9 protein-coding genes are annotated in these 11,854 nt (G+C 54.8%); 5 read left to right on the top strand and 4 right to left on the bottom strand.

Annotated elements, in window-relative coordinates; translation table 11 throughout:
* Positions 1-243: 243 nt before the first annotated feature.
* Together tal and tkt are read left to right on the top strand one after the other, a co-directional pair.
* Entirely contained in the window at positions 244-1,194 is a 951-nt protein-coding gene (gene tal, locus CWM66_RS23425) for a transaldolase (protein ID WP_007370892.1), read from the top strand.
* 20 nt (positions 1,195-1,214) lie between these two features.
* A complete protein-coding gene (tkt, locus tag CWM66_RS23420) occupies positions 1,215-3,209 on the top strand; it encodes a transketolase (protein ID WP_007370891.1) in 1,995 nt (664 codons plus the stop codon).
* A 64-nt stretch (positions 3,210-3,273) separates the two neighbouring features.
* Here tkt and CWM66_RS23415 read toward each other — a convergent pair whose 3' ends face one another.
* The 3 genes from CWM66_RS23415 to aegA all read right to left on the bottom strand — a co-directional run bounded on the left by CWM66_RS23415 (position 3,274) and on the right by aegA (position 7,063).
* A complete protein-coding gene (locus CWM66_RS23415) occupies positions 3,274-4,317 on the bottom strand; it encodes a DUF1176 domain-containing protein (RefSeq protein WP_007370890.1) in 1,044 nt (347 codons plus the stop codon).
* Between the two features lie 123 nt (positions 4,318-4,440).
* Complete coding sequence (gene nudK / locus CWM66_RS23410; RefSeq protein WP_007370888.1) at positions 4,441-5,016, bottom strand: GDP-mannose pyrophosphatase NudK; 576 nt, start codon at positions 5,014-5,016, stop codon at positions 4,441-4,443.
* A 67-nt stretch (positions 5,017-5,083) separates the two neighbouring features.
* On the bottom strand, positions 5,084-7,063 hold the full coding sequence (aegA, locus tag CWM66_RS23405; protein ID WP_107147366.1) for a formate-dependent uric acid utilization protein AegA: 1,980 nt from the start codon (positions 7,061-7,063) through the stop codon (positions 5,084-5,086).
* 448 nt (positions 7,064-7,511) lie between these two features.
* Here aegA and acrD point away from each other — a divergent pair, with 448 nt between their 5' ends.
* Positions 7,512-10,625 (top strand): multidrug efflux RND transporter permease AcrD, encoded by a 3,114-nt coding sequence (acrD, locus tag CWM66_RS23400; RefSeq protein WP_035888083.1) that lies wholly within the window; start codon positions 7,512-7,514, stop codon positions 10,623-10,625.
* Between the two features lie 96 nt (positions 10,626-10,721).
* Here acrD and ypfM read toward each other — a convergent pair whose 3' ends face one another.
* Positions 10,722-10,781, bottom strand: coding sequence for a protein YpfM (gene ypfM, locus CWM66_RS23395; protein WP_100181659.1), 60 nt, complete (start codon positions 10,779-10,781; stop codon positions 10,722-10,724).
* A gap of 186 nt (positions 10,782-10,967) precedes the next feature.
* On the opposite strand from ypfM, the gene CWM66_RS23390 reads away from it, so the two are divergent.
* Positions 10,968-11,405: a GNAT family N-acetyltransferase gene (locus CWM66_RS23390; RefSeq protein WP_007370885.1), complete on the top strand. Its 438-nt coding sequence runs from the start codon at positions 10,968-10,970 to the stop codon at positions 11,403-11,405.
* A gap of 91 nt (positions 11,406-11,496) precedes the next feature.
* Entirely contained in the window at positions 11,497-11,853 is a 357-nt protein-coding gene (locus CWM66_RS23385) for an ArsC family reductase (protein WP_007370884.1), read from the top strand.
* Position 11,854: the final 1 nt, after the last annotated feature.

Raw genomic sequence — 11,854 nt, 5'->3', positions numbered from 1 at the left:
GCGTGATGTCTATCCCAATACGGCGCTTAGTATGGCCGCTGTTGCGATGGCAAACTTTGAACATAGCCAAACTCTCACCATACATAAGCAAAATTGTTATCAATTTATCGCATCTTTGTTACATCCCAGAAAAAGCAGGCCGGGACGCTTCTGCTATGCTTTTTTGTTATGCATCTCTCATTCTTATCAAAGTGCGAACGGAAGCACTCCAATAACACATTGCTTTTAAAGGAGTTATTTTTCATGAATTACTTAGACGGCCTGAAACAATTCACCACCGTTGTGGCAGACAGCGGCGATATCGAATCGATCCGCCACTATCAGCCGGAAGATGCCACGACTAACCCTTCTTTACTGCTGAAAGCAGCCGCGCTGGAGCATTTCTCCCATCTGATTGATGACGCGATTGCCTATGGCAAAAAGCGCGGCAAAACGCAGGAGCAACAAGTAGCGGAAGCCAGCGACAAACTGGCGGTCAATTTTGGTGCGGAAATTCTGAAAAGCATTCCAGGGCGCGTTTCAACCGAGGTGGATGCGCGCCTCTCTTACGATAAAGCGAAAAGCATTGCCAAAGCGCACCGCCTGGTTGAACTGTATGAGGAACAGGGTATTCCGAAATCCCGCATTCTGATCAAACTGGCCTCCACCTGGGAAGGTATTCGCGCGGCAGAGGAGCTGGAAAAAGAGGGTATCAACTGTAACCTGACGCTGTTGTTCTCCTTCGCCCAGGCGCGCGCCTGCGCCGAAGCCGGGGTGTTTCTCATCTCGCCATTCGTTGGCCGTATTTACGACTGGTACAACGACCGTAAACCACTCGATCCCTACGTGGTGGATGAAGATCCTGGCGTGAAATCGGTGCGCAATATTTACGATTACTTCAAACAACATCGCTACGAAACCATCGTCATGGGCGCCAGCTTCCGCCGCACGGAACAGATCCTGGCGCTGGCCGGTTGCGATCGCCTGACTATCTCTCCGGCGTTGCTGAAAGAGTTGCAGGGACAAGAAGGGGTCGTGGAACGCAAGCTGGTTCCTTCCCGCCAAACCTTCCACCGCCCGGAACCGCTTACGGAAGCGGAGTTCCGCTGGGAGCATAACCAGGATCCGATGGCCGTCGACAAACTGGCCGACGGTATCCGCCAGTTCGCCGTCGATCAGCGCAAACTGGAAGATCTGCTGGCCGCCAAACTTTAACTTTTGCCAAGGAGTGAACGATGTCCCGTAGAGAGCTTGCTAACGCCATTCGCGCCCTGAGTATGGACGCGGTGCAAAAAGCCAATTCCGGCCACCCTGGCGCGCCGATGGGGATGGCGGATATCGCCGAAGTGCTGTGGAATGATTTTCTTAAACATAACCCGGCCGATCCCACCTGGTATGACCGTGACCGTTTTATCCTGTCCAACGGTCACGCTTCAATGCTGCTGTACAGCCTGCTGCACTTAAGCGGGTATGATTTGCCGCTCGAAGAGCTGAAAAATTTCCGCCAGTTACACTCGAAAACGCCAGGTCACCCGGAAATTGGTTACACGCCGGGCGTGGAAACCACCACCGGTCCTCTGGGCCAGGGGTTGGCGAACGCGGTCGGGCTGGCGATTGCCGAACGTACGCTGGCCGCGCAGTTTAACCGCCCCGGTCACGATATCGTCGATCATTACACCTATGTCTTTATGGGCGACGGCTGCCTGATGGAAGGCATCTCCCATGAAGTCTGTTCGCTGGCGGGAACACTGGGGCTGGGCAAGCTGATTGGTTTCTACGACCACAACGGTATCTCGATTGATGGCGAAACCGAAGGCTGGTTTACCGACGACACCGCCAAACGCTTCGAGGCGTATCACTGGCATGTGATTGGCGATATTGACGGTCACTCTCCGGAAGCGGTGAAAAAGGCCATCGAGGAAGCGCAAAGCGTGAAGGATAAGCCGTCGCTGATTATCTGCCGCACGGTGATTGGTTTTGGCTCGCCGAATAAAGCCGGTAAAGAGGAGTCGCACGGCGCAGCGCTGGGTGAAGAAGAAGTAGCACTGACCCGGCAAAAACTGGGCTGGAAATACCCGGCGTTCGAAATTCCCAAAGAGATCTATCAGGCGTGGGATGCCCGTGAACGCGGGGCGAAGCAGCAGCAATCATGGAATGAGAAACTGGCGGCCTGGGAGAAAGCGTACCCGGAGCTGGCTGCCGAGTTTAAACGCCGCATGAGCGGTGGTCTGCCGGAATCGTGGGAGAAAACGACCAGCGAATGGATCAATAATTTGCAGGCGAATCCGGCGAAAATCGCCACCCGTAAAGCCTCGCAGAACACGCTGAATACGTATGGTCCGGTACTGCCGGAGCTGCTTGGCGGCTCGGCCGATCTGGCGCCCAGCAACCTCACCATCTGGTCGGGCTCTAAATCGCTAAAAGAAGATCTTGCCGGTAACTACATTCACTATGGCGTGCGCGAATTCGGCATGACCGCCATTGCTAACGGCATTGCCCACCACGGCGGCTTTGTGCCTTACACCGCCACCTTCCTGATGTTTGTCGAATATGCGCGTAACGCAGCGCGCATGGCTGCGCTGATGAAGGCGCGGCAGATTATGGTCTACACCCATGACTCTATCGGTCTGGGAGAAGATGGCCCGACGCACCAGGCCGTTGAACAGCTTGCCAGCCTGCGTTTAACGCCGAACTTCAGCACCTGGCGACCGTGCGATCAGGTTGAAGCTGCGGTTGGCTGGAAGCTGGCCATCGAGCGCCATAACGGCCCGACAGCGCTGATTCTGTCGCGGCAAAATCTGACGCAAATGGAGAGAACGCCGGAGCAGGTGCAGGCCATCAGCCGCGGCGGCTACATTCTGAAAGAGAGCGCCGGGAAACCAGATCTGATCCTGATTGCCACCGGTTCGGAGATGGAAATCACCGTCAAAGCCGCTGAGCAACTGAGCGCCGAAGGCGTGAATGTGCGCGTGGTTTCCCTGCCTTCAACGGATATCTTTGATGCCCAGGATGAAGCGTGGCGCGAAGCGGTTCTGCCGTCGGATGTCAGCGCACGCGTCGCGGTAGAAGCGGGGATCGCCGACTACTGGTACAAATATGTCGGCCTGAAAGGAGCGATTGTCGGGATGACCGGCTACGGTGAATCCGCGCCAGCGGAAAAACTGTTCCCGTACTTTGGCTTTACCGTCGAAAACGTGGTGGCGAAAGCCAAAGCGGTACTGAAAAAATAAACCTGCGGCGCGCCAGCTTGTCACGGCTGGCGCACCCCTTTCTTTCACACCCGTCGGGCGCGCTCTAGCGCGTCACCCACAGCGTGGGCCACGCATCAGGGCCATGCCAGCCATCGCAGGCCGGTTCCTGAGCGTAACGTACCAGGCGAAAACGCTGGCCATCAAAACGCCAGCGGCTCGACACGCCACAATCCTGCAAACCACGGCCTTTCGACAATGTGTTCAGCTCGCCGCTTTTCTCGTCAAACACCGCGTTCATCAGCTCCATCTCATCGTTACCATTATCCGGCGTAAACGGCAGATGCAGGCGAACGGGTTGTGAGGCGAACGGTTTCTGCCGCGACACCAGCCACGCCAGATCGACAATGTTATACGCACCGGCTTCACAGTCGATCATCAGCAACGCTTTGTCATCGGTGAGCGCCGAGACGCGAACCTGGCGGCGCATCGGATCCAGCGAACACTGGCTGTTGTTCATGCGCCAGTTGCCGTAATCCAGCAAATCATTCAGTTCCGCATGGGTCAGCGGCGTCGGGGTCACGCTCGCCTGAGCCACCTCTTTCAATGCGGGCGCAGGCGGGACGCTAAGCGGCGGGCCATCGCCCTTTTTAATCCACGCCGTTTCGCTGCCGACGCGTTTTTGCAGCGAATCAATGAACAGCAGCGAGGCTTTCAGCCCCACCAGCGAAATCATCCCTTTGCTGCCCTGCAAGGTAATGGCCTGCCCTTCCTGAATGGTTTGCAGAAAACGGGCGATGGTTTCGCTGTCACTGGTTATCAGATGCCAGGGTGTGATTTGCCAGCGCGCTCCGGCCAGCGTTAACGGTTGTTCGTCAAGCTGCAGGCGGCCAGCGATGGGCGGCTCTTTGGCCGCAGGCAGATCAAGCCCGCCCAGATCGATACGCAGCGTCGCATCGGTTCGCGCACCGGCGCTACGCTCTAATGTCATGACCAGGCCATTGTGTTCGCCGGTGTTACGCGCAACGCAGAAATTCTGGTTATTGCAGGTCACCTGCCAGTCGGAAAAAGATTGTTGTGCAGGCGCAGCCCACAGCAACGGCGCAGAGAAAAGCCCGAACAGCAGAGTGAAAACGCCGCGATAACGCATGAATGGTACAACCCCGGAAGAAGAGACGCAGAACCTGCGTATCTTCTATCTCCGGCTTCGCTTGCTCAATCGGATTTATCGGATAGCTTCATCTGAAACTGCCCGCTATTAACCCTTTAAAATTCAGTCCATTAACCCGGATAATTTCAGGTACTGCAATAAAATCACCGCCTTGCCATCGCGAATCTCGCCGCTGGCGACCATTTCCAGTGCCTGGCTGAACGGAAATTCCAGCACTTCAATATCTTCATCTTCCACGCCGCCGCCATTATTGACCCGCTGCGCATCGCCATATTCAGCAATAAAAAAGTGTACCAGCTCAGTCACGCCGCCCGGCGACATATAGAGTTCGAAGACTTTACGCACCTCGCCGACCTGGTAACCGGTCTCTTCAATCGCCTCTTTGCGGATACAGACTTCCGGTTCATCGTCATCCAGCAAACCGGCGCAGCTCTCAATCAGACGGCCATCCTCATTGCCGTTTACCCAGGTCGCCACCCGGAACTGGCGGATCAGCAGGACGCTCTTTTTATCGCGGTTATACAGCAGGATCGTTGCGCCGTTGCCCCGGTCATAAACTTCGCGTTTATGGCGGATGACTTCGCCGTTGCTACGGGTCAGTTCATAGGTGATATTGCGCAGAACAAAGTAGTTCTCAGAAAGGATTTTATCTTTGATGACATTAATTTTCAGTGACATACAGGCTCCAGGGCACTAACACTTAGCGTTATAGTATGCCGAAGAGCCTGTTTTGTCGCGCCGGGTGTTAATGCTTATCCGGCGTTTTTACCCCTAACCAGTCCAGCATGCCTTGTGCAGCATGACGCCCTTCCGCCATGGCCGTCACCACCAAATCGGCACCTCGTACCGCATCGCCACCGGCGAAAATTTTCGGATTGCTGGTCTGGTAACGGTACGGGCTGTTAACGCTGGCGGAAATGCGTCCCCACTCATCCATGCGCACCCCCTGACGCTCCAGCCACGGCATGGAATGTGGGTTAAAGCCAAACGCCATGATCACCGCATCAGCAGGCATGACAAACTCGCTGCCCGCAATCGGCACCGGGCGACGACGCCCTTTGGCATCCGGTTCGCCCAGTTGCGTCCGCAGCAGACGGATGCCGCAAACCTTGCCGCTTTCATCCAGCTCCACGTTCACGGGTTGCACATTAAATTCGAATTCCGCCCCTTCATCGCGGGCGTTTTTCACCTCTTTTTTCGAACCGGGCATATTGGCTTCGTCGCGCCGATACGCGCAGGTCACTTTGCTCGCCCCGTGGCGCAACGCCGTGCGCACGCAGTCCATCGCCGTATCGCCACCGCCCAGCACCACCACATTCAGGCCTTCGGTATTGATAAACGGCTCTTGCGCAATTTCCGGCAGCCCCATCAGTTGTTTCGTATTGGCGATCAAAAACGGCAGCGCATCATACACGCCAGGTGCATCGTCGTTCGGCAAATTGGCCTGCATTGAACGGTACGTACCCACGCCGATAAACACCGCGTCGTAATCACTCAGCAGCGTATCCAGCGCGATATCCTTGCCGATCTCGCAGTTCAGCTCGAAACGGATGCCCATCGCGCTGAAGATTTCCCGGCGGCGCGCCAGCAGCGATTTATCCAGCTTGAAGGAGGGAATACCAAAAGTCAGCAGACCGCCGATTTCGGGGTGACGGTCAAAGACGGTCGCGCTGACGCCATGACGCGCCAGCACATCCGCGCAGGCCAGCCCGGCAGGACCGGCACCGATAATAGCGATGCGTTTATCCACTGCCTGCACCTGCCCTAAATCTGGTCGCCAGCCCTGCGCCAGCGCCCGATCGGAAATGTAACGCTCGATATTGCCGATGGTCACCGCGCCGTACTCATCGCGCACCGTGCAGGCGCCTTCACATAAACGATCCTGCGGGCAGACGCGCCCGGTGATCTCCGGCAGGCAGTTAGTTTGATGGGAAAGCTCAACGGCGGAGGCAATATCGCCCTCTTTCACCCGCGCAACCCACTGCGGAATATGGTTGTGCAGCGGACAGGTCCATTCGCAGATGCTGTGTTCACCGCAGCTCAGACAACGTTGCGCTTCACGCTGCGCCTGGTCAGCGCGAAACGGCAGATAGATTTCATCAAAACCGCACTTGCGTGCCGCCAGTGGCAGTTTATCCGGCTCTCCGCGCGCGGGCGTTTTACGCATCTGCAGCACCTTGCGATCGTCAAACGCAGAAGTCTGCGCCGCAACACTGTGCCACGGCTGAGCTTCATGGCCTGCAGTACGCAGACGACGTGTTTTTGCCAGATTCGCCAGCACGTCGCTATTAACCAGTTGCAGCGCGTCTGCCGGACAATTTTGCACGCAGGCCGGACCTTCAGCGCGACCCGCGCAGAGATCGCATTTGTGCGCTGTCGCTTTTACCTGGCCTTCGCCAACGGGGGTAACAAGCACTTGCATGGTGCCGAATGGACAGGCGACAACGCAGGATTTGCAGCCAATACATTTCTGCTGGTTAACCTGTACGGAATCATCAACGCGGCTAATGGCGCCGTTCGGGCAACTGCGGGCACAGGGCGCAGCTTCACAATGATGACAGGTCACCGCGCTGCGCTGCTGTTGATTTTTAATAACTGTAATTCGCGGATGAAATTGTTCGGGGCTTAATACATGTAGCTCATTGTTATGCGCCATCACGCAGGCAACTTCACAGGCACGACATCCTATACATTGTTGGCTGTTCGCCATAATAAAACGATTCATGGCAACCTTCTTTTTATTTAATTTGTTTAACCCTGGTTTTAATCAGGCATTTTATTTACCGGGAGTCTCAGAGACAGGCAATGTTCAATTGCCCAGGAAGGTTATCTATTTGTCACGAACTTGTAGCAGATCAATTTCCAGACGCATTTTGGAACAAATGCGTCTGATTGGCAGGGTTAAAAAGGGCTCCGTGCGGCGCGACCATCAGGCGGGTGTTTTTTGCTGCCAATAGCGCAAATAATCAATAACTGTAAAAAAACGTCTTTAGACTGACGAAATGACGGAAGAAAATTTGGGTTAAAATAGGTTCTGCATAGATACGCCTTAAACAGGCATGATAATTTACATTTTCTCCTTTTTTTCTCCACGATTGGTTTCTGCATTGCCGCTACATTGATGCAAGCAATGTGACTATAACGATACGCAGCGATATGAGGTTTTCTTTCTGATGGCGAATTTTTTTATTGATCGCCCCATTTTTGCGTGGGTGCTGGCGATCCTGATCTGTCTTACGGGGACACTTGCCATTATCTCTTTACCCGTCGAGCAATATCCTGATTTAGCACCACCGAACGTTCGTATTACTGCTAACTACCCTGGCGCTTCAGCGCAAACTCTGGAAAATACTGTCACCCAGGTTATCGAGCAGAATATGACTGGCCTCGATAATCTGATGTATATGTCATCGCAAAGTAGCGCAACCGGCCAGGCGACGGTGACGCTGAACTTTAGCGCCGGAACCAACCCGGATGAAGCCGTGCAACAGGTGCAAAACCAGTTGCAGTCCGCGCTGCGTAAGCTGCCGCAGGCGGTACAGAATCAGGGCGTAACGGTGCGTAAAACCGGTGATACCAACATCCTGACCATCGCCTTCGTATCCACCGACGGCTCGATGGATAAACAGGATATCGCCGATTATGTCGCCAGTAATATTCAGGACCCTATCAGCCGCGTCAACGGCGTCGGCGATATCGACGCGTACGGTTCGCAATATTCGATGCGCATCTGGCTCGACCCGGCAAAACTCAACAGCTACCAGCTCACCGCATCCGACGTTACCAAAGCCATTTCGTCGCAGAACGCGCAGATCGCTGTCGGCCAGCTTGGCGGTACGCCTTCCGTTGACCGCCAGGCGCTTAACGCCACCATCAATGCGCAGTCGCTATTACAAACGCCGGAACAGTTTCGCAATATCACGCTGCGCGTCAACCAGGATGGTTCCGAAGTGCGGCTGGGCGATGTCGCAACGGTGGAACTGGGCGCAGAAAAATATGATTACTTAAGCCGCTTTAATGGTAAAGCCGCCTCCGGTCTGGGGGTGAAGCTGGCCTCCGGCGCCAACGAAATGGAGACCGCCGAGCAGGTGATCAACCGGCTTAACGAGCTGGAGCCCTTTTTTCCGCATGGTCTGGAATATAAAGTCGCTTATGAAACCACGTCGTTTGTAAAAGCCTCCATTATCGACGTGGTGAAAACCCTGCTGGAAGCGATCTTACTGGTATTCCTGGTGATGTATCTGTTCCTGCAAAACTTCCGTGCCACCCTGATCCCCACCATTGCCGTACCGGTCGTGCTGCTCGGCACGTTCGCGGTGCTTTATTCCTTCGGTTACAGCATCAACACACTGACCATGTTCGCCATGGTGCTGGCCATCGGTCTGTTGGTGGACGATGCGATTGTGGTGGTCGAGAACGTCGAACGCATCATGACCGAAGAGGGGCTTTCGCCCAGGGAAGCGACGCGCAAATCGATGGGGCAGATCCAGGGCGCGCTGGTCGGGATTGCGATGGTGCTGTCGGCGGTATTTGTGCCGATGGCTTTCTTTGGCGGCACCACGGGCGCTATCTACCGTCAGTTCTCCATCACCATTGTGTCGGCGATGGTACTGTCGGTGCTGGTGGCGATGATCCTCACCCCGGCGCTGTGCTCGACGCTGCTGAAGCCGCTGCACAAGGGCGAGTTGCACGGGCAGAAAGGGTTCTTCGGCGCATTTAACCGTATTTTCGACCGCAATGCGCATCGCTATGAAACCGTGGTTGGGAAAATCCTCCACCGCAGCCTGCGCTGGATTGTTCTCTACGTGCTGCTGATTGGCGGCATGGTGCTGCTCTTCCTGCGCCTGCCCACTTCGTTTCTGCCGCTGGAAGACCGCGGGATGTTCACCACTTCCGTGCAATTACCGAGCGGCGCAACGCAGCAACAGACGCTGAAAGTGGTGCAAAAAGTCGAAGATTACTTTTTCACTCATGAAAAAGAGAATGTCGAATCGGTCTTCTCTACCGTCGGTTCCGGTCCAGGGGGGAACGGGCAAAACGTTGCGCGCCTGTTTGTCCGCCTGAAAGACTGGGATGCGCGCAACCCGACAACCGGCAGCGCCGCCGCCATTATTGAACGCGCTACCAAAGCCTTTAACCGCATTAATGAAGCCCGCGTCTTTGCCAGCAGCCCGCCAGCCATCAGCGGGATGGGCAGTTCCGCCGGTTTTGATATGGAGTTGCAGGATCACGCCGGAGCGGGCCACGATGCGCTGATGGCGGCACGTGACCGGCTGCTGGAGATGGCAGCGAAAGATCCGGCGCTGACCCGTGTTCGCCATAACGGCCTCGACGACAGCGCACAGTTGCAAATTGATATCGATCAGCGCAAAGCGCAGGCGCTGGGCGTGTCGATTGATGATATCAACGACACGCTGCAAACAGCCTGGGGTTCCAGCTACGTTAATGACTTTATGGATCGCGGTCGCGTGAAGAAAGTCTACGTACAGGCCGCCGCGAAGTACCGTATGTTACCGGACGATATCAACCTCTGGTACGTGCGCAACAGCAGCGGAACGATGGTACCCTTCTCAGCCTTTGCCACTTCGCGCTGGGAAACCGGTTCGCCGCGCCTCGAACGTTACAACGGCTATGCTGCGCTGGAGATTATCGGGGAGTCCGCTCCCGGCGTCAGTACCGGTACGGCAATGGATGTGATGGAGAAGCTGGTCAAACAGTTGCCGACCGGTTTTGGGCTGGAGTGGACGGCGATGTCCTATCAGGAACGGCTCTCCGGCGCGCAGGCGCCTGCGCTGTATGCCGTGTCGCTGCTGGTGGTGTTCCTGTGTCTGGCGGCACTGTATGAGAGCTGGTCGGTGCCGTTCTCGGTAATGCTGGTCGTGCCGCTCGGCGTGATCGGTGCGCTGCTCGCAACCTGGCTGCGCGGGCTGGAAAACGATGTTTATTTCCAGGTCGGTCTGCTGACGGTTATCGGCCTGTCGGCGAAGAACGCCATTCTGATTGTTGAATTTGCCAACGACATGAATGCGAAAGGTGAAGATCTGCTGGTTTCAACGCTGCATGCCTGCCGCCAGCGTCTGCGCCCTATTTTGATGACCTCGCTGGCCTTTGTCTTCGGCGTACTGCCGATGGCGACCAGCACCGGGGCGGGTTCCGGCAGCCAGCATGCGGTTGGCACGGGCGTTATCGGCGGGATGCTCTCCGCCACCATCCTGGCCATCTTCTTCGTCCCGCTGTTCTTTGTGCTGGTACGTCGCCGCTTCCCGCTGAAAGAGCGCGCGCAATAAAGCCAGCAAAAAGGCGACTCCGTGGAGTCGCCTTTTTTTATGTGATTGGTCACATTTTATTTTTAAGCCGTCACTGCTTAACTATTCGTCAGGAAATTATTTACGAAGCATGCCTTCGATAAAATCTTTCCAGTTCCCCAGTTCATGTTCAATCATAACAACCTCTCTTATTATCGCCGCCATTCTACTAAACGCCCCGATGACTGTGAAGGTATTTTAACTGATTGCTTCACTCATCATTAGCAGGGTATTTTTAATGGAGCTGTGTTAACTATGCGCCGGCAATTCGGTTTTTACTGTGAGTGATAGCAATATTCCACAGGCTCTATAAGGATAAATAAAATGGCGATCACATTGTACGATAAATCCGCAATTGAACATGTTGACTGGCAGGAAGTGACAGCGCTGCTCGCCGCCGGTGGGCTCAACCAGCGCGACCCGGCATTAGTCGAGCAGGCATGGCGTAACAGCACCTTCTGCTGGTTCGGTTACCATGAGGGGAAACTGGTCGCCACGGCGCGCGCCATCAGCGATCTGACATGGGCCAGCTATGCGGCGGATATTGTTGTTGCGCCTGAAATGCAGGGCCGCGGTTATGGTAAGCAGTTGATGATCAATATTGTTAAAACGTTATTACCCTTCGGCAAAACATTTATATATTCAGTTCCGGAAAAGACAGGATTTTATCAACAATATGGTTTCCGTTTTTTAACCACTGGAATGGTATGCGCAACATCTGAAAGTTTATTCAAACTGGAACAAAGCGGTTACATTCGTTAAAACCGTATTAGCAGAAGAATGATATTTTAATTACATTCCGTTATTCTAATTTCTTGTGCAAATATCCAAAAATGAGACAAAAGGATTCACCATGATCACAATGTACGGCATTAAAAATTGCGACACCATCAAAAAAGCGCGCCGCTGGCTGGAAGCGAACCAGATGGACTATCGCTTTCACGATTACCGCGCTGACGGCCTTGATGCCCAATTACTGCGTACATTTATTGATGAACTTGGCTGGGAAGCCCTGCTGAATACCCGCGGCACCACCTGGCGTAAGCTGGATGAAAGCCTGCGTGCCACTATTACCAACGCCGATGCCGCCGCCGCGCTGATGCTTGAAATGCCATCAATCATCAAACGCCCATTGCTCTGCGCGCCCGGTAAGCCTATGCTGCTGGGTTTCAATGAATCCAGTTATGAGAAGTTTATCAACGAGGTGTAGT

The sequence above is a fragment of the Kosakonia sp. H7A genome (assembly GCF_003028445.1).
Lineage (GTDB): Bacteria > Pseudomonadota > Gammaproteobacteria > Enterobacterales > Enterobacteriaceae > Kosakonia > Kosakonia radicincitans.
Note: the sequence above shows the minus strand (reverse complement) of the source record. Positions and strands in the feature narration are given on the sequence as shown.

Excerpts from the sequence above, each read along its gene's own strand:
- tal (WP_007370892.1), top strand. The coding sequence starts at position 244 with ATGAATTACTTAGACGGCCTGAAACAATTCACCACCGTTGTGGCAGAC.
- tkt (WP_007370891.1), top strand. The coding sequence starts at position 1,215 with ATGTCCCGTAGAGAGCTTGCTAACGCCATTCGCGCCCTGAGTATGGAC.
- CWM66_RS23415 (WP_007370890.1), bottom strand. The coding sequence starts at position 4,317 with ATGCGTTATCGCGGCGTTTTCACTCTGCTGTTCGGGCTTTTCTCTGCG.
- nudK (WP_007370888.1), bottom strand. The coding sequence starts at position 5,016 with ATGTCACTGAAAATTAATGTCATCAAAGATAAAATCCTTTCTGAGAAC.
- aegA (WP_107147366.1), bottom strand. The coding sequence starts at position 7,063 with ATGAATCGTTTTATTATGGCGAACAGCCAACAATGTATAGGATGTCGT.
- acrD (WP_035888083.1), top strand. The coding sequence starts at position 7,512 with ATGGCGAATTTTTTTATTGATCGCCCCATTTTTGCGTGGGTGCTGGCG.
- CWM66_RS23390 (WP_007370885.1), top strand. The coding sequence starts at position 10,968 with ATGGCGATCACATTGTACGATAAATCCGCAATTGAACATGTTGACTGG.
- CWM66_RS23385 (WP_007370884.1), top strand. The coding sequence starts at position 11,497 with ATGATCACAATGTACGGCATTAAAAATTGCGACACCATCAAAAAAGCG.